The 22,870-nt window shown below is 27.9% G+C and carries 24 protein-coding genes; 12 read left to right on the forward strand and 12 right to left on the reverse strand.

Annotation, left to right across the window (positions count from 1 at the left end; all coding sequences use genetic code 11):
• Nucleotides 1-48: 48 nt before the first annotated feature.
• The gene (locus tag ACTT9L_RS06520; RefSeq protein WP_440928496.1) at nt 49-612 is read left to right on the forward strand and encodes an ActR/PrrA/RegA family redox response regulator transcription factor; all 564 of its coding nucleotides are present in this window, start codon (nt 49-51) and stop codon (nt 610-612) included.
• On the opposite strand, the gene ACTT9L_RS06525 is transcribed toward ACTT9L_RS06520, so the two are convergent.
• The gene (locus ACTT9L_RS06525) at nt 605-1,156 is read right to left on the reverse strand and encodes a biotin transporter BioY (protein ID WP_440928497.1); all 552 of its coding nucleotides are present in this window, start codon (nt 1,154-1,156) and stop codon (nt 605-607) included. The two genes, ACTT9L_RS06520 and ACTT9L_RS06525, sit on opposite strands and share 8 nt — an antisense overlap.
• 114 nt (nt 1,157-1,270) lie before the next feature.
• Between ACTT9L_RS06525 and polA the strand changes: the two genes are divergently transcribed.
• The 7 genes from polA to ACTT9L_RS06560 are packed head-to-tail and all read left to right on the forward strand — an operon-like array spanning nt 1,271 to nt 9,761.
• On the forward strand, nt 1,271-4,045 hold the full coding sequence (gene polA / locus ACTT9L_RS06530) for a DNA polymerase I (protein WP_440928498.1): 2,775 nt from the start codon (nt 1,271-1,273) through the stop codon (nt 4,043-4,045).
• 50 nt (nt 4,046-4,095) lie between these two features.
• The gene (locus tag ACTT9L_RS06535) at nt 4,096-4,803 is read left to right on the forward strand and encodes a response regulator transcription factor (protein WP_075506477.1); all 708 of its coding nucleotides are present in this window, start codon (nt 4,096-4,098) and stop codon (nt 4,801-4,803) included.
• Nucleotides 4,803-6,344 (forward strand): ATP-binding protein, encoded by a 1,542-nt coding sequence (locus ACTT9L_RS06540; protein ID WP_440928499.1) that lies wholly within the window; start codon nt 4,803-4,805, stop codon nt 6,342-6,344. The genes ACTT9L_RS06535 and ACTT9L_RS06540 overlap by 1 nt, the downstream gene beginning before the upstream one ends.
• Nucleotides 6,345-6,386: 42 nt before the next feature.
• Nucleotides 6,387-7,673, forward strand: a complete 1,287-nt coding sequence (gene ahcY / locus ACTT9L_RS06545) for an adenosylhomocysteinase (protein ID WP_440928500.1) — start codon at nt 6,387-6,389, stop codon at nt 7,671-7,673.
• Nucleotides 7,657-8,106, forward strand: a complete 450-nt coding sequence (gene tsaE, locus ACTT9L_RS06550) for a tRNA (adenosine(37)-N6)-threonylcarbamoyltransferase complex ATPase subunit type 1 TsaE (RefSeq protein WP_440928501.1) — start codon at nt 7,657-7,659, stop codon at nt 8,104-8,106. The genes ahcY and tsaE overlap by 17 nt, the downstream gene beginning before the upstream one ends.
• Nucleotides 8,107-8,122: 16 nt before the next feature.
• Nucleotides 8,123-9,067 carry a phosphotransferase gene (locus ACTT9L_RS06555; protein WP_440928502.1) on the forward strand — a complete coding sequence of 315 codons (945 nt, stop codon included), beginning with the start codon at nt 8,123-8,125 and terminating at the stop codon, nt 9,065-9,067.
• Between the two features lie 4 nt (nt 9,068-9,071).
• The gene (locus ACTT9L_RS06560) at nt 9,072-9,761 is read left to right on the forward strand and encodes a sugar phosphate nucleotidyltransferase (RefSeq protein WP_440928503.1); all 690 of its coding nucleotides are present in this window, start codon (nt 9,072-9,074) and stop codon (nt 9,759-9,761) included.
• Here the strand turns inward: ACTT9L_RS06560 and ACTT9L_RS06565 are convergent.
• Nucleotides 9,739-10,446, reverse strand: coding sequence for a 2,3-bisphosphoglycerate-dependent phosphoglycerate mutase (locus tag ACTT9L_RS06565; RefSeq protein ID WP_440928504.1), 708 nt, complete (start codon nt 10,444-10,446; stop codon nt 9,739-9,741). The genes ACTT9L_RS06560 and ACTT9L_RS06565 overlap by 23 nt on opposite strands.
• A 434-nt stretch (nt 10,447-10,880) precedes the next feature.
• Here ACTT9L_RS06565 and ACTT9L_RS06570 point away from each other — a divergent pair, with 434 nt between their 5' ends.
• Nucleotides 10,881-11,480, forward strand: coding sequence for a transglycosylase SLT domain-containing protein (locus ACTT9L_RS06570; RefSeq protein WP_440928505.1), 600 nt, complete (start codon nt 10,881-10,883; stop codon nt 11,478-11,480).
• On the opposite strand, the gene ACTT9L_RS06575 is transcribed toward ACTT9L_RS06570, so the two are convergent.
• The 4 genes from ACTT9L_RS06575 to msrA are packed head-to-tail and all read right to left on the reverse strand — an operon-like array spanning nt 11,477 to nt 16,860.
• Nucleotides 11,477-14,599 carry an efflux RND transporter permease subunit gene (locus ACTT9L_RS06575; RefSeq protein WP_440928506.1) on the reverse strand — a complete coding sequence of 1,041 codons (3,123 nt, stop codon included), beginning with the start codon at nt 14,597-14,599 and terminating at the stop codon, nt 11,477-11,479. The genes ACTT9L_RS06570 and ACTT9L_RS06575 overlap by 4 nt on opposite strands.
• Nucleotides 14,600-14,603: 4 nt before the next feature.
• Complete coding sequence (locus ACTT9L_RS06580; RefSeq protein ID WP_440928507.1) at nt 14,604-15,599, reverse strand: efflux RND transporter periplasmic adaptor subunit; 996 nt, start codon at nt 15,597-15,599, stop codon at nt 14,604-14,606.
• A 3-nt stretch (nt 15,600-15,602) separates the two neighbouring features.
• Nucleotides 15,603-16,415, reverse strand: a complete 813-nt coding sequence (locus tag ACTT9L_RS06585) for a sulfurtransferase (protein WP_440928508.1) — start codon at nt 16,413-16,415, stop codon at nt 15,603-15,605.
• A 1-nt stretch (nt 16,416) separates the two neighbouring features.
• Nucleotides 16,417-16,860, reverse strand: coding sequence for a peptide-methionine (S)-S-oxide reductase MsrA (gene msrA, locus ACTT9L_RS06590; RefSeq protein ID WP_440928509.1), 444 nt, complete (start codon nt 16,858-16,860; stop codon nt 16,417-16,419).
• 34 nt (nt 16,861-16,894) lie between these two features.
• Between msrA and ACTT9L_RS06595 the strand changes: the two genes are divergently transcribed.
• On the forward strand, nt 16,895-17,776 hold the full coding sequence (locus ACTT9L_RS06595; RefSeq protein WP_440928510.1) for a DMT family transporter: 882 nt from the start codon (nt 16,895-16,897) through the stop codon (nt 17,774-17,776).
• Complete coding sequence (locus tag ACTT9L_RS06600; RefSeq protein WP_440928511.1) at nt 17,769-18,404, forward strand: DNA-3-methyladenine glycosylase family protein; 636 nt, start codon at nt 17,769-17,771, stop codon at nt 18,402-18,404. Before ACTT9L_RS06595 ends, ACTT9L_RS06600 begins: the two co-directional genes overlap by 8 nt.
• A gap of 8 nt (nt 18,405-18,412) precedes the next feature.
• Here the strand turns inward: ACTT9L_RS06600 and ACTT9L_RS06605 are convergent, their stop codons facing one another.
• Nucleotides 18,413-19,300 (reverse strand): hypothetical protein, encoded by an 888-nt coding sequence (locus ACTT9L_RS06605; RefSeq protein ID WP_440928512.1) that lies wholly within the window; start codon nt 19,298-19,300, stop codon nt 18,413-18,415.
• Between the two features lie 22 nt (nt 19,301-19,322).
• The gene (locus ACTT9L_RS06610; RefSeq protein ID WP_440928513.1) at nt 19,323-19,610 is read right to left on the reverse strand and encodes a DUF1330 domain-containing protein; all 288 of its coding nucleotides are present in this window, start codon (nt 19,608-19,610) and stop codon (nt 19,323-19,325) included.
• Nucleotides 19,611-19,653: 43 nt separating this feature from the next.
• Between ACTT9L_RS06610 and ACTT9L_RS06615 the strand changes: the two genes are divergently transcribed.
• Nucleotides 19,654-19,977 carry a c-type cytochrome gene (locus ACTT9L_RS06615; protein WP_440928514.1) on the forward strand — a complete coding sequence of 108 codons (324 nt, stop codon included), beginning with the start codon at nt 19,654-19,656 and terminating at the stop codon, nt 19,975-19,977.
• 8 nt (nt 19,978-19,985) lie between these two features.
• Here ACTT9L_RS06615 and puuE read toward each other — a convergent pair whose 3' ends face one another.
• From puuE to uraD, 4 genes are read right to left on the reverse strand one after another with little or no spacing between them, the layout of a single operon-like run.
• Nucleotides 19,986-20,885, reverse strand: coding sequence for an allantoinase PuuE (gene puuE, locus ACTT9L_RS06620; protein ID WP_440928515.1), 900 nt, complete (start codon nt 20,883-20,885; stop codon nt 19,986-19,988).
• The gene (locus ACTT9L_RS06625) at nt 20,882-21,373 is read right to left on the reverse strand and encodes an ureidoglycolate lyase (RefSeq protein WP_440928516.1); all 492 of its coding nucleotides are present in this window, start codon (nt 21,371-21,373) and stop codon (nt 20,882-20,884) included. Before ACTT9L_RS06625 ends, puuE begins: the two co-directional genes overlap by 4 nt.
• Nucleotides 21,370-22,356: an allantoicase gene (alc, locus tag ACTT9L_RS06630; RefSeq protein ID WP_440928517.1), complete on the reverse strand. Its 987-nt coding sequence runs from the start codon at nt 22,354-22,356 to the stop codon at nt 21,370-21,372. The genes ACTT9L_RS06625 and alc overlap by 4 nt, the downstream gene beginning before the upstream one ends.
• The gene (uraD, locus tag ACTT9L_RS06635; protein ID WP_440928518.1) at nt 22,353-22,850 is read right to left on the reverse strand and encodes a 2-oxo-4-hydroxy-4-carboxy-5-ureidoimidazoline decarboxylase; all 498 of its coding nucleotides are present in this window, start codon (nt 22,848-22,850) and stop codon (nt 22,353-22,355) included. Before uraD ends, alc begins: the two co-directional genes overlap by 4 nt.
• Between the last annotated feature and the right edge of the window lie 20 nt (nt 22,851-22,870).

Raw genomic sequence — 22,870 nt, forward strand, 5'->3', positions numbered from 1 at the left:
GTAAAATTCATATATTGTAATATCTCGAAGAGACCCCATATAAAGGTCATGAAAGAGGAACCAAAATTACAGAATCTCAATAATTTTGAGAATAAGTCATTATTAATCGTCGATGATGACAATCCTTTTCGTGAGCGTTTAGCAAGAGCGATGGAAAAAAAAGGATTTGAGGTTTTTCAAGCTGAGAGTGTGCAAAAGGGGGTTGAATCTGTAAAGACTAAAAAACCTGGTTTTGCGGTTGTAGATTTAAGACTTGGAGATGGTAATGGACTTGAGGTTGTAAAAGAAATTCAGGCTTCAAATAGTGATAGTAGGATTATCATGCTAACTGGTTATGGAAATATTCCAACGGCAGTAGCTGCAATCAAAGAAGGTGCTATAGATTATTTAGCTAAACCTGCTGATGCAGAAGATGTTGAGAAAGCTTTATTGGCAGACCCATCAAAAAAAGCAGCTCCACCAGAAAACCCCATGTCAGCTGACAGAGTTAAGTGGGAACATATACACAGAGTTTTTGAGCTGTGTAACAGAAATGTTTCAGAAACGGCTAGAAGACTTAAAATGCATAGAAGAACTCTTCAAAGAATTCTTTCTAAAAGATCACCTAGATAAATTTTTTAATTTTAATTATTTGCTTAGTCAAAAGAGCTAAAATCAAGATTTTAAAAATTTCAGCTAATAGAAATGGTTTTGCACCTAAAGCAAAAATTGGCTTATCCCATCCAATCAATGTCCCAAGCCAAATTAGGCCTAAAATATAAATTGTTGAAGTTGCGATAATTAACTTAAATAAAACAACGAAAAAATTATCATCAATATTTATTTTAGAAGCTAAGTAACAAGCCGTTAAAAAACCAATTAGGTAACCCATTGTTGGTCCTGTAAAATAAATTAATCCAACACCTTTTTCAGGAGAATTTGAAAATACGGGAAGCCCTGCAATTCCTTCAATTAAATACAGACCAATTGTAGCTAGTGCAATTTTATGTCCTAAACTTATTCCTAAAAATAATACAACAAATGTTTGCATAGTCATAGGAACCGGATAGAAAGGAATTTTGATCTTTGCAGATATAGTTAGTGCTATTGAACCAAGAACAATAACAACCAGAGATTTAAATAGTTTAGCTTGTGAGAGATTTTTTGTTAATTCCATTGTTAAATAATACTCAAAATATAAAAAATAATCTACTTATAATTGTTATAGTAAATGAAAGTAAATTTTTTTATATACAGATTATATTATCATTATAATATTTAATATTACTTCATGAATAAAATTCAAAAATCAGATCATTTTTATTTGATTGATGGCTCTGGCTATATTTTTAGAGCTTATTATGCTTTGCCTCCATTGAGTAGAAAAAGTGATGGTCTTCCAACAGGTGCTGTAAGTGGTTTTTGCAGTATGTTATTTAAATTATTAGAAGATTCAAAATCCAATCAAAACTTGCAAAAACCAACACATTTTGCAGTAATATTCGACTCAGCAAGAAAAACTTTCAGAAATGAAATTTATAGTGATTATAAAGCTAATAGATCTGAGGCGCCTGACGATTTAGCTCCACAATTTGAATATATAAGAAAATCAGTCCTGGCATTTAATTTGCCATCTGTTGATCTTCCAAATTATGAAGCAGATGATTTAATTGCTACATATGTTGATCAAATTCTTAAAAAGGGTGCAAAGGTTACAATTGTTTCATCAGATAAAGATTTAATGCAGCTTTACAAAAAAGGGGTTCGAATTTTTGACCCTATGAAAAATAAATTTATAACTGATGATGATGTTGTAAAAAAATTTGGAGTAGATGCTTCAAAAGTTATTGATGTACAATCTTTAGCAGGAGATAGTAGTGATAATGTTCCTGGTGTTCCGGGGATAGGTGTTAAGACAGCCGCAGAGCTAATTAACAAATATGGCACTTTAGAAAACTTACTAAAATCTGCTCATGAGATTAAGCAAAATAAAAGAAGAGAAACATTAATTGAGAACAAGGATAAAGCATTAATAAGTAAAAAACTTGTAACACTAGATCACAACTCTCCTGTTGATAGGGAGTTAAGTGAATTTAAATTGCAAAATATAGATAAAGATAAATTATATAAATTTTTAAGAGAAATGGAATTTAATAGGTTGTTAAGCTCTGCAATTTCTGCTTATGGAGAACCTGAACTAGAAAGTAATAAGATTGAAACTCAAAATCTAGAAAAACAACAAACAGTTAATAACAAAAATTATTATTTAATTAATAGCTTAGATGAAATTGATAAATGGATAGAGGAGGCAGAAGAAGTTGGTGAAGTCGCTGTAGATACGGAAACCACTTCATTAGATCCTCACCAAGCAGATTTAGTAGGTATTTCTCTTTGCACTAAAATTGGAAAAGCATGCTACATACCAGTTGGTCATAAGTCACCCAAGTGTCTTAAAAAAGAAGCAGTTATTCAAAAATTAAAAAAAATATTAGAAGATCCTAGTATTAAAAAAATAGGTCAAAATATAAAGTTTGATTTTATCGTATTTTATAAGAATGGGATAACCTTATCATCAATGGAAGATACAATGCTGATGTCTTATGTCTTAGATGCTGGAAAAAATAGACATAATATGGATACTTTATCAGAAATTCATTTGGGACATAAAACTATTTCTTTTAAAGAGATGGTAGGCACAGGTAAGAAAGAAATTAATTTTAGCGAAGTAGAATTAGATAAAGCAAAAGATTACGCTGCTGAAGATGCTGATGTTACTTTTAGATTATACAAGAAATTTATCAAAAATTTAAAATCAGAAAAAATGATAAATATCTATGAAATTTTCGAAAAGCCATTAATTAAAATTCTTGCATTTATGGAAATAGAGGGAGTTGAAATTGATAGTAAGTTTTTAAAATCTCTTTCATCTAAATTTGAAAAAAAAATCCAAAAACTTGAAAAAGAAGTATTTAAAATTTCTAAAAAAGAATTCAATATCGCATCTCCAAAGCAATTAGGTGAAATAATTTATAATGACTTGAAAATAGCTGGTTTAAAGAAGACAAAAAAAGGAAGTTTTGCAACAAGTGCAAGTGTTTTAGAGGATTTAGCTTTTAAAGGTCATGAGTTTCCAAAATTAATTTTAGACTGGAGACAAGTTTCAAAATTAAAAAATACTTATTCAGATGCTTTACCTGAACATTTAAATCCAAATACAAAAAGAGTTCACACTTCGTTTTTGCTGGCAGCTACAACGACTGGAAGACTAGCATCTAGTGATCCCAACTTACAAAACATACCAATTAAATCAGAAGATGGAAAAGATATAAGAAAAGCTTTTACTGCAAAAAAAGGGCACCTATTAATTTCTGCGGATTACAATCAAATTGAGATGAGAATTTTAGCAGACCTAGCAGATGTAAAAGAACTGAAAAAAGCTTTTAAAAATAAAGAAGATATTCACTCTTTAACAGCTAGCCAAATATTTAATATTGATATCAAAAAAGTTAATCAAGATCATAGACGAAAGGCTAAGGCTATTAATTTTGGAATTATTTATGGGATTTCGCAATATGGATTAGCTAAGCAAATAAATGTTTCTAACTATGAAGCAGAGGAATTTTTGAATTCATATTTTGCAAAGTTCCCAGAAATTAAAGTTTATATGGATAATACAATTAAATTTTGTAGGAAAAGTGGATATGTTAACAATATTTTTGGACGAAGATCTCACTTTAATGGAATAAATGACAAAAACTTTAATGTCAGAAATTTTCAAGAACGTGCTGCAATTAATGCTCCTATTCAAGGTTCTGCTTCTGAAGTAATGAGATTAGCTATGATAAGGTTAGATAAGAAATTATCAGAGGAAAAATATTCTAATTCAAAAATGCTCTTGCAAATTCATGATGAATTAATTTTTGAGATTCCAAAAAAAGATGAAAAAGTAATGATTAAATTAATTGAGAAAGAAATGACCAGTGTAGCTCAGAGTGATTATCATTCTTTTTCAACTCCTTTAACAGTTGATATTAATGTTGGAGATAATTGGGGAATGTTACATTAAATTTATAACATTGCCCAAATTAGGACAATTTAGTATTTTTAAACTACTTTATGCAAAAACAAACAATAGCTTTAATAGATGACGATAGAAATATTTTAACAAGTTTGAGTATCGCATTGGAAAAAGAGGGTTTTAAAGTTCAAACATACATTGATGGTGAAAGTGCATTAATCGGTTTAACCAGAATGCCACCTGACTTAGCAGTCATAGATATAAAGATGCCTAAGATGGATGGAGAAGAATTACTAAAAAAACTTCGAAAAAAAACTTCCTTACCAGTAATTTTTTTAACATCTAAAGATGATGAAATTGATGAGTTGTTAGGTCTAAAACTGGGCGCAGATGATTTTGTAAAAAAATCAGGAGGTTTTTCCATTAAAGTCTTGATTGAAAGAATTAGAGTGCAATTAAGAAAAAAAGACTCAAATAATACTTTAGAGGAAAATAAAAGCCTGATATCTCATGGAAGATTAAAATTAGATCCATCACAACTCGAGTGTGAATGGAATGGAAAACAGCTGCCTGATAAATTGACGACGACTGAGTTTTTAATTGTTAAAGAATTAGCAAAGAGGCCCGGTATAATTAAAGAAAGAGCTCAGCTTATGGATATAGCTTACCGAGAGGATACAGATATTGAGGATAGAACTATTGATAGTCACGTAAAACGAATTAGAAAAAAATTTAAAAAAGTAGATCCTGATTTTTCAGCTATTGAAACTAGGTATGGTAGTGGATATAGATGGAATGTTAGCTAATGTTTAGTAAATACTTAAAAACTCTCTCTATATTAAAAAAATTTTTATTTATAAATTTTGTAATTTTTACAATTATTGGACTATTTACATTCATATATTTAAATAATATTCAGCCAAGTTTAATAAAAAAAAAATCTCAAAATCACACAAACATTATTAACAACACTATTGATAATATTTTAAGGCTGGATGTAAAATTCCAGTCTGACGATATTAGAAGATTTTTATTTTCTACGAGGTTTATTTTTCAAAATTTAGATAGAGTAATATTTTTTGATGATCAGCTTAACCTTATTGGAGACACTGATACTTTAGATCTTGATCCAAGATCATTCTCTACAAGACTTGATAAAATTGAATTTGAAAGTTTAGATAATGAGGAAATAGAAAAAACTATTGAGGAAAAAAATATAAAAATTGATGAAAAAAAACCTGTTTCATTCAAGGATATATTAAAAAATTATTCTGGTTCTGAAAATTTAGGAGCACCTTACACATTTACGCAAGAAGATTTTAATCAATTTAATGTAACAACAATCAAGAATGTAACAAAGAATGAAATTAACCTTGGATATGTAGCTATTACGGAAAATGCAAATGAAATAAAAACAGCCATAGATGAGAGAAAAGCATTTGTAATAAGAACAGCTATATCTGTAGGATTTGTAATATTAATATTTTCTTTTGTGTTAAGTAGATACTTTATTAAACCAATACAAAATCTTGTTGGATATACAATTCGTATTAAAGAGAAGAGTCAAATTAAACCAGGTATTGAAAATCTTAAAAAAAGAAATGACGAATTGGGACTTTTATCAAATTCTTTAGAGGATATGACAAATGAGCTTCAAAATAGAGTTACGCATGCAGAAAATTTTTCTACAGATTTAGTTCATGAAATTAGAAATCCATTAGCATCTTTAAAAAGTGCATCAGAAATTTTACAAGACACAAATGATAACGAACAAAGAAATAGATTATTGAATATACTTAGTCATGACGTTCAAAGAATAGAAAGATTAATTACTGATTATTCACAAATGTTAAAGGATGAAGTTGCTTTAAGTAAAGAAAAAATGAAAAAAATTGATATTGAACCTATCATTCAATCTGTTGTTGATGATTATAATAATATTCATCAAGTGAAAAGAAGAATTAAAATTGAATATAAAAATGATGGAAAAGATAAATATTTAATAAATGGTATAGAAAATAGAATTGAACAAATAATTGCAAATTTATTAGATAATTCAATATCATTTAGTAAAGATGGTGCTAATGTTTTTGTTAATGTTTCTATTAATGGAAAAAATCAAATATCAATCAAAATTCTTGATGAAGGACAAGGGTTTAAAGAAAAAGACACATCAAGAATATTTAAAAGATTTTATAGTAATAGACCTGAAAAATTTGGAGAACATTCGGGCTTAGGTTTAAATATAGTAAAAAACTTGGTTGAACTCCATGATGGTGAAATTGTAGCATCTAATCGTATTGATAAAGAAGGAGCAATGATAGAGATAAGATTTCCCAATGTTTAATCATTTCTTGATAAATAAATACTTAGCTGTATAAAGCTTGCCATGGAAGATTATAAAGTAAAAGACATTGCCCAAGCTGAATTTGGTAGAAAAGAAATATCAATAGCTGAAAGTGAAATGCCTGGTTTAATGGCTTTAAGAGAAGAGTATTCTAAAGATAAACCATTAAAGGGTGCAAGGATTATAGGATGTCTTCATATGACAATTCAAACAGCTGTACTAATCGAAACTTTAGTTGCATTAGGTGCTGAAGTTCGCTGGTCTTCTTGTAATATTTTCTCAACTCAAGATCATGCAGCTGCTGCAATTGTAAAGGCCGGAATCCCTGTTTATGCCTGGAAAGGTGAAACAGAAGAGGAATATTTATGGTGTATTAAACAAACTATAGTTGGAAAACCTGACTGGAAACCTAACATGTTATTAGATGACGGTGGAGATTTGACAGCTATCATGCATAACGAGTATCAGGATTTAATGAAAGATATTAAGGGTGTTTCAGAAGAGACTACCACTGGAATTAAAGCACTAAATAAAATGGAAAAAGATAAATCCCTTTTGGTTCCAGCAATAAACGTGAATGATTCTGTCACAAAATCAAAATTTGATAATTTATATGGATGTAGAGAAAGCTTAGTAGACGGGATAAGAAGAGCCACTGATGTAATGATGTCTGGAAAAATTGCAATTGTTGCTGGTTTTGGAGACGTTGGAAAAGGAAGTGCTGCATCTTTAAGACAAAGTGGTGCTAGAGTTTTAATTACTGAGGCAGATCCAATTTGTGCTCTTCAAGCTGCAATGGAAGGTTATGAAGTGGTATTAATGGAGGAGGCTATAAGTAGAGCGGATATAGTTGTAACAGCTACAGGTAACAAAGATATTGTTACCGCAGACCATATGAGAGATATGAAGGATAGAGCCATCTTATGTAATATTGGTCATTTTGATAATGAAATACAAGTTGAAGCTCTTAAGAATTATAAGTGGACTGAAGTAAAACCTCAAGTACATGAAATAGAGTTGCCTAGTGGTAAAAGAATTATTCTTTTAGCTGAAGGAAGATTAGTTAATCTTGGTTGTGCAACTGGACATCCAAGTTTTGTAATGAGTGCATCATTTACTAATCAAGTAATTGCTCAAATAGAACTTTGGCATAATCATAAAAATTATGAAAATAAAGTTTATGTACTTCCAAAACATTTAGATGAAAAAGTAGCAACTTTGCATTTAAAAAAAGTTGGGGCAAAACTAACAAAATTATCAAAAGAGCAAGCAGATTATATAAGCGTTGGAACAGAGGGTCCTTTCAAACCAGATGCCTATCGCTATTAAAGATAGCACAATCAATATCACTTCTGAGAAGTTAACTAAAGAATTAGCTAAAGAATTTACAAAATACATTAAAGGTGGTGAATTTGTTTTTTTATATGGAGAGATGGGCGTTGGTAAAACAACCTTTGTTAAATGTTTTATAAATGAGTATCAAAAAAAAAATAATTTAACACAAACAGAAATTACAAGCCCTACTTTTAGTTTATTAAATGAGTATCAGGTGAAAGATATAAGAATTAAACATTATGATTTATTTAGAATTAATAGGAAAGAAGATATCAATAATTTAGACATTTTTGAAAAAGATAATAAATTAATAACACTTATAGAATGGCCACAATTGATTGCTGATAAACAAGATATAAAATTTATAACTTTAACATTTAATTATTTAAATGATTTAAATGATAGAACTGTAGATATAAAAGTTTAAATTAAAATCTATTTTGATGAAAAGCTTAGCAAAATTGAAAAAAATAAAAGGTGACGCGTCTTTTAGAGAATTTTATAGAAATAGAGAAAATAAATCTATTATTGTAATATCCAAGAAAGAAAAGTTAAAAAATCTTTTAATTTATGATGCGATAAATAAAATTTTAATTAAAAATAAAATTTTAGCACCAAATCTATTAAGTGAAAATTACATTAATAATTATATAGAAATAAATGACTTTGGAGATCAAACTTTATTTCAAATTTTAAAAAATAAAAAGAATGATAAATATGTCATTTTTAAAAAGATAATAAAAATTTTAAATCAAATTCAATTAATAAAAGATAAAAAAGTAAAAAATTTTAAAAATAAATTATATAAAGTTCAAGAATATAATAACAAAATTTTGTTTGATGAAACTAAACTTTTTTGTGACTGGTATGCACCAAAGAAATTGTCTAAATCCAAAAGTACTCAATTTAAAAAAAAATTTATATTAGAGATAAAAAAATTATTATCAAAATTAAATTATAAAAATGTTACATTTGTTCATAGAGATTTTCATGTTTCAAATTTGATGTATTACAATAAAAAAATTGCAGTAATAGATAGTCAAGATGCATTAATTGGCAATAGAGCTTATGATTTAGCATCCTTAATTGATGACGTAAGATTAAAAACATCTAATGAATTAAAAGACAAAGTATTTAAGTTTTATATTAAAACAAATAAAAAAATTGATTTGAAAAAATTTAAAAAGGATTTTGAAATATTATCTGTTTTAAGGAATTTAAAAATAATTGGTATATTTATGCGTTTAGCTACAAGAGATAATAAAAAAAAATATCTTAAATTAATTCCCTACGCCTGGGAAATGATTAATCAAAGATTTAAAGAGCAAAATGAATTAAATAATTTGATGTTGCTATTAAAAAACAATTTCCCAAAATTTATAAGGTAGAGTTGTGAGAATAAATACAGCTTTAATTTTATGTGCAGGTTTTGGTAAGAGATTAAATCCAATTACTTTAAATACTCCTAAGCCCTTATTAGAGATTAAAGATGTAAGTATGTTGGAGAGATGCATTAATTTAATCGAAAAACTAGGTATTCAAAAAATCTTGATAAATACTTTTTATTTAAAGGATCAATTTTCAGTTTTTTTAAACAATAAAAATTTTAATTTGGATATCAAAATAATTGAGGATGGTGAGCATATTTTAGATACAGGGGGAGGTATTCAAAATATGATTAAAAGCTCTAATGAAAAGGATTTTATAATTTTTAATCCAGATACAATCTGGAGTAATGACTATAAAGATGAGATATTAAAAATGAAAAAAATGTATTTTTCTGAAAAATTAGAAAACATTCTTCTCTTAGTAAATAAAAAATTAAGTTTTGATAAAAAATTAAAAGGAGATTTCAATTTAAAAAATAATTTAATTAACAAACAGGCTGAAAAAGAATTTATTTATATTGGGTGTCAAATAATAAATAAAAAATTATTTATTAAAGAGAAAATAGTAAATTACTCAATTTTGGAAATTTGGAATAGTTTATTGGATCAAAAAAAGTTATTTGGTTATGAGAGCCAAAAAGATTTTTATCATTTAACTGATCTGGATATATTTAAAAAACTAAAAGATCTTTAGCTCTTTCTTGATCAAGGTATTTGCAATTAGAAATTTTGCTGTTTTCTAATTCAATTAAAAGTGGGTTCCCTGTTGGAATTTCAAGTTTAGAGATATCATTGTCATTTAAATTGAACAAATATTTGCAAAGAGCTCTAATGGAATTTCCATGAGCAGAAATTAAAATATTTTCATTTGATTTCTGTTTTATCTCGTTAGTATAAAATTTTATTACTCTTTCATATGTATCTTTTAGTGACTCAGTATCAGGAATTTTTTCAAGGGGAATTTTTTTGTATGTTTCAATATTTAGCGGGTGATATGGATTTTTTTTATCTAAAGGGTCGGGTCTAAGATCCCAAGAACGTCTAAATTGATGAACTTTTTCTTCTCCAAGTTTTTTTTTCATCTCATCTTTATTTAACCCTGTCAGAGCTCCATAATGTCTCTCGTTTAATTCCCATGCACTCTTTACTTCTTTAAAATCTTTTAATTCTTCCTGTATAATTTTTAAAGTGTTTTTAGCCCTTAATTGAAAAGAGGAGTAATATACATTAATTTCAATTTTCTCTTGTTTTATTAATTTACCAGCTTTTTTTGCCTCTGATTTTCCATTTTCTGTCAGGTCTACATCAACCCATCCTGTGAATCGTTTTTCAAGATTCCAAATGCTTTGCCCATGCCTAACTAAAATTAAATAACTCATTTGTTTATCTTTTAGATCAATTTGATAAATAAAACTATATCATTAATGAATAATTTTTTTTCAAAATATAAATTTATTTTTTATTTTTGCAATTTTATTTTAATTTTTTTATACCTATATCCAGGGAGTATTTTAGGTTGGTTATTTTATAATAATCTTAGCCAACAACCTCAAATTACTTCAAATTTTTATTTTTCAAATTTAAAAATTTCAACTAATCATGTTTATGCTTTTTTGGTTTTCTCAATAATTGGTTTTTTTAGTTATAAAAAATTAAGTCAATTAAAATTATTGAGTATTTATTTAATATTTTTGTCTATAACACTTGAGATTTTACATTTATTCATTCCTCAGAGAACATTTCAATTTTCAGATTTATTTGGAAATTTATTGGGTGTATTAATAATATTAATCTTATTTTATTTTTTAAAAAAATGAAAATTATACAACTTAATTTTTTATTTTTAATAATATTATTTATTTCAGCTTGTTCATCGGTTCCTAAAAATACAGCAAGCAGTTGTTCAATATTTGAAGAAAGGTATTTTTGGTATAAACATGCGAAAAAAACTGAAAAAAAATGGGGTACTCCTATTTATTTGCAGCTTGCAATTATAAAAATGGAATCCAGTTTTAATAGGTTTGCAAAACCTCCTAGGCAGAAACTGTTTAAAGTAGTACCTTACAAGAGACCATCAAGCTCTTTTGGGTATTCGCAGGCTGTAAGAGGAACATGGAAACAGTATAAGGAAGAAACTGGAAACAAATTTGCAACAAGGTCAAGATTTAAAGATAGTGTGGATTTTATTGGTTGGTATACAAATAAAACTGAAAAAATTTTAAAAATTTCAAATAAAGATGCTTTTAATCAGTATATTGCTTATCATGAAGGCTGGGGCAAATATAAAAATTATAAAAATAATAAAAAAGTAATTAATTTAGCCAAAAGAGTGGAAAAACAATCAAATATTTATAAGCAACAATTATCAGAATGTAAAAATTCTTTATCTACTTCAAAATATATTATTTTTTAATTTAGCTGTTTTTTTAATTCTATATCAACAGCATCAATTCGCTTGGTATTTTTTGCAAGAGCTAAATACATTGTTGGAGTTACATATAAAGTAAAGAAGGTTGAAATAATCATTCCTCCTAAAATTGTAGAACCCACAGCTAATCTAGAGCCTTCACCTGCACCTGGGCCAATATTTCCGATAACTAATGGAAGCATTGCTATCATTGTACTAAGTGAGGTCATTATGATTGGTCGAATTCTAAGTTGGCAAGCTTTAATTATAGCGTCCTGAATTTTAACACCAGTAGTTCTTATCTGGTTTGTGTAGTCTACAATCAAAATACTATTCTTTGTGGATATACCAATTAGTATTATTAAAGCGATTTGAGAAAAAATATTTACTGAACTATTTAAAAATAAAATAAATACTAATCCACCAAATACAGCTAGTGGAACTGTTAAAATAATAATAAATGGATGAACAAAAGAGTTAAATGTTGCTGCCATTACTAAATAGGCAGTTAACAAAGCAAGAGCAAAAATTAAGTATATTTCATTTGTTGTTTCTTTTAACTCTTCAGATTTTCCTTTCCAAGTGATTTGATTTTGAGGAGCAACTCTAAACATGACATCTTCCAGGTATTTTATAGCCTCTGTTAGAGTATAATCTTCTGCAAGCGCAGCAGAAATTGTAACTGCTCTTTGACGATTGTATCTTGGAAGCGCTTCAGCAGTGCCTTTCTCTTTAAACTCAACTAAACTTGCAACAGATACAAGTTTACCAGTTGTTTCAGATCTAACAAAAATTTTTGACAACCCATCTTTATCTCTTCTATCTGCTAAATATTGTTGTAAAATAATTGGGTATTCTCTTCCTTCTTTACTAAAAGTTGTTACTCTTTTTCCTCCATAAAGAGTTTCTAGAGTTCTACCTATGTTTTCAGTAGAAACTCCCAAATCATTTGCTCTGTTTTTATTAGTGATTAATTTAACCTCAGGTTTATTTTTTGTATAATCACTTTCAATTCTAGACATATTTCTATTTTTTCTTAATTCTCTTAAGACACTATTTTGAATTTCTTCTAATTCTTGGTAGCTAGATCCATATATCACCATTTGAACGGGCTTATTGTAACTAGATACTCTTATTGATTGTGGAGAAATTGGAAAAGCAAAAGTTTCAGGCACAGAAACCACTTGTCCAATTGCTTCTCTTAATATTGTTTGACTACCTTTTTCTCTATTTTTCCATTCATCAAGTAATGCAATAATTATAAAGCTGTTATAAGACGTTGCAGATCTTCCAAAACCAGGAACTCTCATGATTAGTCTTGCATATGGACTGTCTTCTGCCTGCAATAATCTTAATATTCTTCCTTCAATTATTTGCGCTTTTTCCTGGGTATATTCAAATGAACTGCCTTCATCAGTTGACCCAATAATTAAATAAGCACCTCTATCTTCAATTGGTATTAATTCTTTTTTAGAAAAACTAAACAAATAAGCTGAAGCAGCTATAATTAAAATTATAAATATTGAAATAGTTTTTTGTTTATTCACCCAATATTTAAGAGAGTTTACATAAAATCCTGTAAAAGATTTAAATCCATTATTGAATTTTTTTACAAAGAAATTAATTTTTTCTTTTTTGTTTAAAAATTTACTTCCTAGCATTGGAGATAATGTTAATGCCACAAAAGAAGATACAACAATTGAAAAAGATAAGGCTATTGCTGTTTCTTTAAACAAAGTTCCTGATATTCCTTTAATAAAAATTAAAGGTAAAAATACTGCTACAAGAATTAAAGTCGTTGCAATAATTGCAAATGTAATTTGTTTAGAACCTTTGTAAGCAGCTACTAAAGGTGTTTCTCCATTTTCAATTCTTGTATAGATCGCGTCAGTCATGATTACAGAGTCATCAGTGATTATACCAATTGCTAGAATAAAACTTAGTAATACAAAAATATTAATTGATAGATCAAATATATATAACCCAAGAAATGATCCAATAAGACTAACTGGTAAAGCAACCGCAGGAACTATTACAGCTTTTAGGTTACCTAAAAAAAGATAAATAATTAAAACAACTAATACGAATGCAATTACTAAACTTTTATATACCTCTTCAATTGCCGCACCAATGTAGGTCGCTCTGTTAAATGCTATCTCTAACTTTAATCCATCAGGTAAGGATTTGTTAAGTTCTTTAATTTTAGTTTTTATTTGTTTAGAAAGTTCTACCGTTGATGCACCACTTTTTGCATAAATTCCAATTCCTACAGTTTTTAAATTTACTGCATTTTTTCTTTGTGCTTTAAATAAAGTTTTTTCTGAAACAGGTCCAAACTCTATATTAGCCACATCAGATAAAATAATAACTTTTTCTTTATTTTTCTTAAGTGGCAATTGTTTAATAGTGTCAATATTAGAATAGGATTTATCAATGTTTAAAGTTAAGTCTTTGTTATTAGCTTCTAAGGTTCCAGCTGGAAGATTTATATTCTCATTTCTAAGAGCTCTTTCAACTTCTTGAATTGTAAGATCGTTTGCAGCTAATTTTATTGGATCTATCCAAACTCTAACACTAAGCTCTCTTAATCCACCAACTAAAATTCGGCCTACGTTTGGTACACTTGAAAATGCATCTATTAGATATCTTTCAGCATAATCACCAAGATCTAGATCATTCCAGGTTGGGGATGATAATCCTACCCACATTGTAGTTGTAAAACCTGCTGCTTGTTTTAAAATTTGAGGAGGGTTTGACTCACTTGGTAAATTGTCAACAACTCTTGCAACCCTTTCTCTAATATCATTAGCAGCATCATCTAAATCAATGTCTGTGTTGAATTGAATGTTAATTCTACTTCTTCCATTAAGAGAACTTGAGTCAATATTTTTGATACCCTCAGCTCCACCAATTACGTCCTCTAATTTTTGAGTTATTTCTTCATCAACAATTTCGGCTGAAGCAGATTTATAATCAGTTTGAACTTGAACTACCGGAGGTTGTATACCATCAGGAAGTTCTCTTACTGGCAATTCTAAAAAGACAAAAATACCAAAAATAATTAATATTAAAGACATTACCCAAGCAACAACAGGTCGTTTAATACTAACTTCAGTTATATACATTTAATTATTTTTTCTCTTTATCTGATTTTTTAAAAATATTTTTTAACCAATCAAATTTACCTTTTTTTTCTTCAGCTTTTTTTGATTTATCTTTTTTACCCCAGTTAGAATTTCCTTGTTTTTTTTTAGCTCCTTTCTCAATAGGTCTGATTGTTAAATTTGGTCTTACTTTTTTTGTTCCTTCTGCAACAATTTTATCTCCATTATTTAATCCATCTAATATTTCTACAAAGCCTAAATATCTATCACCAATGGTTACCTTTGTTTTCATTACTTTATTTTTTTCATCTACTTTATAAATAAAAACATTTTCACCCTCGACAATTGTACTAGTGTCAGGAGCACTTAAGCCATTTCTTACATCATATTTAATTGATATTTCTAAAAATGAGCCAGGTAATATTTCACCTGATACATTATCCATCTTAATTCTTGTTGCCAAAGCTCTTGTATCTTCACTTATCCTGCTAGCAAAAGAGTCTACTTCACCTTTATAAATTTTATTTTTATATCCAGAAAATTTAATATCAACTGGCAGACCAACCTTAATAAATGGTACAAAAATTTCAGGTATGTCTACATCACAATATATTGAGCTAGTATCTTCAAGATTAATTAATATTGAAGATTTTGAAACCTCTATATCTTCTGAAAATTCTCTTTTTCCAATAACACCATCAAATTGAGCAATAACTTTTCGATTTTTAAGCTCAGCAATTACATCTCCTTTTTTTACTTTTTGATTAAACTTTATAGGTTTTAATATTTCATATTTTTCAATTTTAAATGATTGTGTTTGAATTGGAGTTGCGGTCCCGTATGTACTAACAACATTTTCAAAAACTCTCTTTTTAGTAGTAGTTATTATTATTCCAGGAGGTGGTCTTTTACTAAATTTTTTTTTGAAATGATTACCTATCATTGTTCTTCCAATGATCACTGTTGCAATTATTAAGAAAAATATGATTACTATACTTGTTATTTTTGTAGATGTTTTCATAAGTTAATTTTTTCCGTATTCAGCCCAAGAACCATCGTAAATTGTCGGCATATATTTAGCATTTATTAAAGAATAAGCTAGTGCCAATACACTTGCAGTCACTCCAGAACCACATGAAAATACTAGATTTTTATCATGCTCAAATTTAAAGGACTTAAATTTTTCCATTATTTTATCTTTACTAACGAAAGTATGGTCTTCGTTTACTAATTCAGAAAAGGGTAGGCAAAAAGAATTTTTTATTGAACCACTTCTAAGACCTTTCCTTGGTTCAGCAACTTTGCCTTCAAATCTTTCTCTACTTCTTGCATCAACAACATTAAATTTACCTGTATCAATATTTTCATCTATTTGTTTTTTATTTTTAACAAGTTCTTTATTTTCTTTACATTTATACTTAGATGTTTGAGTGATCACTTTTTTGTTATCTGTCGATTTATTTTCTTTTTTCCATTTTTTTAATCCACCATTCAGAACATGGACTAGCTTAGGGTCATGTCCATAATAAATTAAATTGTACCAACATCTACAAGAACTAATAACATCAGAGTTATCGTAAACAACTATTCGATCATTATTTTCTATACCCATATTGCTAATTATTTTTTCCCAAGATTTAGTATCGGTAAGCATATGTGGTAAATCAGTATCTAATTTGGAATTTTTATCTAAATCAAAAAAAATAGCATTTGGAATATGTTCCTTTGTATATTCCTCAAAACCGTTTCTTTGAGTTTGAGGCATATGCCATGAGCAATCAATAATTTTTACTTTATCAATATTATTTTCTAACCAACTTGTATCAACTAAAGACATTTTATCTTTTTTCTAAATATCTTTGATGATACTCTTCAGCAGGGCAATAATTTTTAACTGAAGATATTTTTGTTACAACTTTTCCTGTTAATTTGATGTTTTCTTTTTCTATCATTTTTTCAGCAATAATTTTTTGCTGATCATTTAAATAAAATATTTCACTTCTATATTGGGTTCCAAAATCTGGTCCTTGAGAATTTAAGGTTGTTGGATCATGAAATTCAAAAAAATATTCAAGAATTTTTTCGTAGGATATTACCTTAGGATCAAAATCTAATTTTACTACTTCTGCATGATTTGTTGTCCCTGTGCACACTTCTTTGTAATTTGTTTCAGCATTATGACCTCCACAATAACCTACTTCTGTTTTTATAACTCCATCAAGTTGACTAAACTTAATTTCTGGTCCCCAAAAACATCCTAATCCTAAAATTGCTATTTCCATTGATAATTAACTTAATTAATTTAAAGTTAATCATATGCTATCAAAAAATCAATTAGGCTTTTTTTACATGTTCATATCAGTATGTGCATTTTCACTTATGGATGTGATTGTTAAATGGTCTGATGATTATCCTGTTGGACAAGTACTATTTTTCAGAGGATTTTGTGGAATAATTCCTATTTTATTTCTTATTCCTAAAGATAGATATTTAGATTTTTATAAAACAACTAGACCCTTTCTTCATTTTAAAAGATGTTTAGCAGGATTAATTGCTTTAGTTTCTATATTTGTAGCATTAAGAAATTTACCTTTAGCAACAGTTGTAAGTATTTCTTTTGCTGCACCAATATTCATAACAATATTTTCAATTTTTTTATTAAAAGAAAAAGTTGGTATTTATCGATGGTTAGCGGTCTTAGTTGGATTTGTTGGTATAATTTTCATAACTGAACCAGGTTTTAGCTCTTTAAATTTATATTATATTTATCCAATAATTTTTTGCCTAGGTCTATCTTACGTTGCTATTGCTATAAGAAAATTATCATCAACAGAGCCTGCTTGGTTAATTAGTTTTTTCTTTTCATTCTCTATAATGCTTCTAAGTTTTTTATCTTTTTATCAGGGATGGGTCTTGCCAAGTTTACTAGATTTATTATTGTTATCCATGGTTGGCATATTAGGTGGTCTTGCTAATTTATGGCTATCACAATCTTATAAATATTCAGAAGTCAGTTTGGTTTCTCCTTTAAAATATCTTGGATTAGTCTTTGCTATAATATTTGGATATTTTATTTGGAACGAAATACCAACTTTTAAAACTTTATTAGGTGCCTTATTAGTTATAGTTTCATCTATTATTATATTTAGGAGAGAGATGTATTTGAAAAAGAAGTTATCTGTTTCACGACATGAGTAAAATCCCATCATATTGGAATAAAGCAAAAAAATATTTATCTAAAAAAGACAAAACTATGTCTTCTTTGATTAAAAAATATAAATCCCCTTCAGAGATAGTACTTACTTCAAGAAAAAATATTTTTTTTTCCCTATGTAAAAGTATAATCGGACAACAAATTAGCGTTGCTGCTGCTAATTCAGTTTTTTTAAAATTTAAAAAAAAATGTAAAAATAAAATAAATGCAAAAACGGTTAGCAAATTATCTACTATTCAACTCAAAAGCTGCGGTCTAAGCAGACAGAAAGTAAAAGGAATAAAAAGTTTAGCCCAAAAAATATTAAGTAAAGAGTTTAATCCAAGACTCATTTCAAAAATGTCTGATGAGGATGCAATTATTTATCTTTCTCAATTAAGACAAATTGGAAGATGGTCAGCAGAAATGATTTTATTATTTACTTATAATCGACCTAATATTTGGCCTATACAAGATATAGGTCTTTTAAGAGCAATATCCAAAAATTTTAAAAAAAAATACTTACCACCAGAAAGATATGTTAAATATTTAAATAGAAAATTTTCACCTTATTGTTCAGTTGCTACTTGGTATTTATGGAGAAGTATAGACCCAGAACCTATTCAGTACTAAATTTTATATCAATCAATCCAGTTTTTATATCTTTCTAAGTTATCAATTAAAAATTTTGGTAAATTTTCTATAGGATATTTTTCTAATTTGTTTCCACCCAATTTATTTTGTCTTTGATCTACCGATAAATTATATACTGCAATTTTGTCTTTTATAATTTGATCTATTTGATTAGTTGTTAGTGGGTTATTATCAAATTCAATATGATGAAGATATGACTCTAGTTTATGTTTAATTCCTTCAGCTGTTTTTATATTAGTAAAATGCCATCCACCATTTTGGATTATCTTGCAATCAATAAATTTCTTTTCAGAAAAAAGTATATCTATTCTATAGAAAGGGTATTTGCGATCTTTTATGTTTCTTAACCACTGGGGATTTTTAAAATATTTCTTTCTACAACCCTTAGTTCCCTTCCATGATAAGTTAGGTAATTTTAAATTAAATTTGTAATAAAGCATATCTTGTTCAAATAAAAAAATTTTTTGACTTATTTGACTAAAATCCAAATTATTTAAGTTTGGTATTTCGTCTACATCTGAAATTAATACAACATCTTCACTTTCGGCATCTTTCAAACCACTTGTAATAAAATTTCTTTGCCCATTCTCTCTAAAAATTGCATTCATAATTAGTTTTCTTGATTTCTCTTGTTCTGTATCTTTTGTATTAATATACTCTAAATTATCTGGGACTTGATCATAAATAAGATAAATAATTTTATCTTTAAATTTCTCAAACTTATTTTGATTAAATTTTAATTCTCTCTTTTCTCCACGATGAGTATATGTACTTTCTACGATTACAAAATAATCAACATGTTTGTTTAAAATATTTAGCCTAAGATCTAAGATCATCTCTTCATCAAAATACATAAAACAATCAAATATCTTCATACTCTTTTTTTATTTTTGAATATTACATTCCCTCAAAAATTATGTGTTCTCTGGTAACATTGTTTTCTAAATGTTTTCTAGCTTCAATATACTCCTCAGAATTATAGCAATTTTTTGCTGTTTCTATATCTTGAAATTCCGCGAGAGCTACTCTTACCATTTCCCTACCATCTAAAGTTATATTATTTGCACTTCTTGCTAATATTCTTCCATTATATTTTTCAACCGCTTCTTTAGCTTTAACAGCATATTTTTTAAGTCTTTCGTTATCTTTAATTTCAGTATAATTTGCAATCCAATAAGCTTTCATAATTCTCCTTTTTAAATTTTTTTAATTATGATACCAAATTTAAGTGAAAAAATTATTTTTAAATTTATGTAATAGCTTGTTTGTTTTGATATTTCTTTCAATTATACAAGCTAATGCTGATGAACTGTTTAACAAGGGAAAAGAAGTTTTTCTGGGGGCTGGGAATTGTGCAGCATGCCATATGCTCTCAGATGCTGGATCGAACGCAATGGTTGGTCCAAATTTAAATGAAATTAGACCTGATATTCAAAGAATTATAATGGCAGTTAGAAACGGTATAGGAGTAATGCCCGCAATGGAGGGTATACTATCTGATGATGAAATAGAAGCGGTTGCTCACTATACTTTTATAGCTGCGGAACAATAATAAAAATTTTAACTATAATTTTTTATCCAATGTTTAGCTATGTCTACTCTTTTGCAGATCCAAATATCCTTAAATTTTGTAATGTAATTTAAAAATTTTTTAAGAGACTGTATTCTACCAGGTCTTCCAATTAATCTACAATGCAAGCCAACCGACATCATCTTTGGTAAAGTTTTTCCTTCCTCATAAAGGGCATCGAAACTATCTTTTAAATAATTATAAAATTGTTCACCCGAATTAAATCCTTGATTGGTTGCAAATCTCATATCATTGTTATCAAGTGTATAAGGAATCATCAGTTGTTTTTTATTACCTTTTTTTATCCAATATGGAAGATCATCACTGTATGTATCGCTACAGTATAAAAAATCACCATTTTCGATTACTAAATCTAAAGTATTTGTGCTACACCTACCAGTGTACCAACCAGCAGGTTTATTACCAAAAATCTTTTTTATAGATTTGACTGCAAGTTTCATATCATTCTTTTCTTTTTTCTTTGATACATTTTGATAATCAATCCATCTCCACCCATGACTAGCAACTTCATAATTTGCTTTTTTTATAGCCGAACAAACTTCTTTATTTCTCTCCAATGCCATACCAACTCCAAAAATAGTAAGTGGAATTTTTTTTTTGTTAAAGAGGTCGTGAATTCTCCAAAATCCTCTTCTTGACCCATATTCATAAATTGACTCCATATTTAAATGTCGACCTTTAATTGGTTTTGCTCCTATAATTTCTGATAAAAATACTTCTGAAGTTTTATCACCATGAAGGGTACAATTCTCTGCTCCTTCTTCATAATTTAGTACAAATTGTAAAGCTAACTTAGCATTACCAGGCCACCTTACCTTAACTTTTTTGGAACCATATCCCACCAAATCTCTTGGATATTTTTTTTTCATTTCTTTAAAATAATTTTATCTTTTTTAAATTTATAAATAACAAGATTGTTTCCTTTTCCTTTTCTATCAACAATTAGAAAATTCATATCTTTAATAGAAATCAACGGAAAGTGCCAAATACCAGCATTGTAATTAACTCCAGTTTGTTTTGGTACTAAAAAGGATTGGATTTTATTTACGTCTGGCTTATCTCCTTTTGGTGCTACAAATACTAAAAATTTTGTATCTTCCATTGGTATAAAGGCTTGGCTTCCTAAAGGATGTTTTTCCATCATATCAATTTTCATAGGAAACCTTCTTTTTTTTGCTTTAAAAATACTAACAATTGCTTTCCCTTTGTTTTTAGATGCATCTAGGTTTATCAAATTATCAAATCTTTTTGCATACCCATCATTAATATTTATAGGATTTTTTTTTGACGTATCTATTAATTGACCAAATTTAGAAAAATTTTTTTTAGTAATTTTTTTTGCTTTTATTATTTTCATTTCACAAAATTTCCGAATGCCCTTATTCTTGAAATTCCACCATCTGGATAGATATTAATTCTTAGATAATTTTCTTTACTTCTCTTAATTAAAAATTTTATAAAAATATGTTTCTTGTGAGCTGACAGTTTTGACTTATTTAAAATAAACTTCCAATTTTTTGAATTGTTGACAATTGATTTATTGGAAAGATCTTTTGAAATGCTTGCAGTTTGAATTGAACAACTATCGGGATAGTTTCCTTTAAAATGATGGGTATCTATCTCTAGCTTTTTTATTAATCCTGGTTTTCCAAATTTTATTATAAGCCAATCAAAGTTTTTTCCTCTACTTCTTCTTGTTTCCCAACCATCTCCCATATTTTTTCCTTTACCAGGTGCTATGATATTTTCAGCTCTGCCGAAATGTTCATTATTACAACCAATAATTGAAGCACCATTTAAAACAGATGTAAGGTTAATAGTTTTGTTATTTAAAAAGTTTTTCTCCATTTCAATTTTTCCATAAAGCCTTAGTCTTGCAACTCCACCATCGGGAAAAATGTTTAGTCTTATATAATTAAAAACAGATTTGTTATTTGATTTGAAGCTATGGTTTCGGCTTGGGCCAAGTTTTTTTTTGCTCAGTAAAGGTATCCATTTTGTTTTCTTATTAGGCTTTGTTTTACTTAAGCAACCTTCTAATGAAGCATGTGTGGGCTGGTTTCCATTGAAGTGTGATGTGTCAATTTCTATATCAAATATCTTCCCAGGTTTACCAAGTTTTAAAATTAAATAATCAAAACCTTTTGATCTTCTTCTCCTTGTTTCCCATCCATCCATCCATTTACCATGTTTGTCAAATAGTCCATCTTTAAAAACTGGAGTTTCGATGTTTAATATTCTATGAGCAGCTGCAAAAAAATCGTCAGTCTTAAATATAACTTTAGATCCAATTCTTGGGTCTGCTAAGTTAATCATTTTTGCACTTATAAATTTTTTCATTTTTTATTTATTTCATCCAAACGAAAGGTTGCGATTTTTTTTACTTGTTTTTTTGCTTCAAGGAATTCACTTTCTACATCACTTTGTATTCTCTGTCTAAAAGAATTCAAAATTTCATTTTTATCTTTACCTTTTACGGCAATTATAAAAGGAAAATTAAACTTTTTTTTATATTCTGAATTTAATTTTTTAAATTCTTCATATTCATCATTAGAACATTGGTTTAATTTTGCAGAGGCTTGTTCTGATATAGATTCAGAGGTCATTTTTTTTGCTACAGCAAGCTCAGGATGAGCATTTAAAATCTCTAAAATTTTATTCTTTTCGTAATTTTCATAAATATCAAGCATTTTAAACATAATATCTCCAAAGTTTTTAAATGGTTTTGACTCAAATGCTTCCACTGCAACTGACTCAGTTTTTTCAAAAACATTACCAAATAAAGACAAAAAATCAGACTTGTTAAGATCGTTAATGTTATCTATTGTTCTCATATAACTTTAAAATATTTTAA

The organism is Candidatus Pelagibacter sp. (assembly GCF_052049675.1).
Taxonomy (GTDB): Bacteria; Pseudomonadota; Alphaproteobacteria; order Pelagibacterales; family Pelagibacteraceae; genus Pelagibacter.

Excerpts from the sequence above, each read along its gene's own strand:
- polA (WP_440928498.1), top strand. The coding sequence starts at position 1,271 with ATGAATAAAATTCAAAAATCAGATCATTTTTATTTGATTGATGGCTCT.
- ACTT9L_RS06535 (WP_075506477.1), top strand. The coding sequence starts at position 4,096 with ATGCAAAAACAAACAATAGCTTTAATAGATGACGATAGAAATATTTTA.
- ACTT9L_RS06585 (WP_440928508.1), bottom strand. The coding sequence starts at position 16,415 with ATGTCTTTAGTTGATACAAGTTGGTTAGAAAATAATATTGATAAAGTA.
- ACTT9L_RS06520 (WP_440928496.1), top strand. The coding sequence starts at position 49 with ATGAAAGAGGAACCAAAATTACAGAATCTCAATAATTTTGAGAATAAG.
- puuE (WP_440928515.1), bottom strand. The coding sequence starts at position 20,885 with ATGAAAAAAAAATATCCAAGAGATTTGGTGGGATATGGTTCCAAAAAA.
- ACTT9L_RS06580 (WP_440928507.1), bottom strand. The coding sequence starts at position 15,599 with ATGAAAACATCTACAAAAATAACAAGTATAGTAATCATATTTTTCTTA.
- alc (WP_440928517.1), bottom strand. The coding sequence starts at position 22,356 with ATGAAAAAATTTATAAGTGCAAAAATGATTAACTTAGCAGACCCAAGA.
- ACTT9L_RS06555 (WP_440928502.1), top strand. The coding sequence starts at position 8,123 with ATGAAAAGCTTAGCAAAATTGAAAAAAATAAAAGGTGACGCGTCTTTT.
- ACTT9L_RS06525 (WP_440928497.1), bottom strand. The coding sequence starts at position 1,156 with ATGGAATTAACAAAAAATCTCTCACAAGCTAAACTATTTAAATCTCTG.
- ACTT9L_RS06610 (WP_440928513.1), bottom strand. The coding sequence starts at position 19,610 with ATGAAAGCTTATTGGATTGCAAATTATACTGAAATTAAAGATAACGAA.
- ACTT9L_RS06625 (WP_440928516.1), bottom strand. The coding sequence starts at position 21,373 with ATGAAAATAATAAAAGCAAAAAAAATTACTAAAAAAAATTTTTCTAAA.
- ACTT9L_RS06600 (WP_440928511.1), top strand. The coding sequence starts at position 17,769 with ATGAGTAAAATCCCATCATATTGGAATAAAGCAAAAAAATATTTATCT.
- msrA (WP_440928509.1), bottom strand. The coding sequence starts at position 16,860 with ATGGAAATAGCAATTTTAGGATTAGGATGTTTTTGGGGACCAGAAATT.
- ahcY (WP_440928500.1), top strand. The coding sequence starts at position 6,387 with ATGGAAGATTATAAAGTAAAAGACATTGCCCAAGCTGAATTTGGTAGA.
- ACTT9L_RS06595 (WP_440928510.1), top strand. The coding sequence starts at position 16,895 with ATGCTATCAAAAAATCAATTAGGCTTTTTTTACATGTTCATATCAGTA.
- ACTT9L_RS06540 (WP_440928499.1), top strand. The coding sequence starts at position 4,803 with ATGTTTAGTAAATACTTAAAAACTCTCTCTATATTAAAAAAATTTTTA.
- ACTT9L_RS06605 (WP_440928512.1), bottom strand. The coding sequence starts at position 19,300 with ATGAAGATATTTGATTGTTTTATGTATTTTGATGAAGAGATGATCTTA.
- ACTT9L_RS06570 (WP_440928505.1), top strand. The coding sequence starts at position 10,881 with ATGAAAATTATACAACTTAATTTTTTATTTTTAATAATATTATTTATT.
- tsaE (WP_440928501.1), top strand. The coding sequence starts at position 7,657 with ATGCCTATCGCTATTAAAGATAGCACAATCAATATCACTTCTGAGAAG.
- uraD (WP_440928518.1), bottom strand. The coding sequence starts at position 22,850 with ATGAGAACAATAGATAACATTAACGATCTTAACAAGTCTGATTTTTTG.
- ACTT9L_RS06575 (WP_440928506.1), bottom strand. The coding sequence starts at position 14,599 with ATGTATATAACTGAAGTTAGTATTAAACGACCTGTTGTTGCTTGGGTA.
- ACTT9L_RS06565 (WP_440928504.1), bottom strand. The coding sequence starts at position 10,446 with ATGAGTTATTTAATTTTAGTTAGGCATGGGCAAAGCATTTGGAATCTT.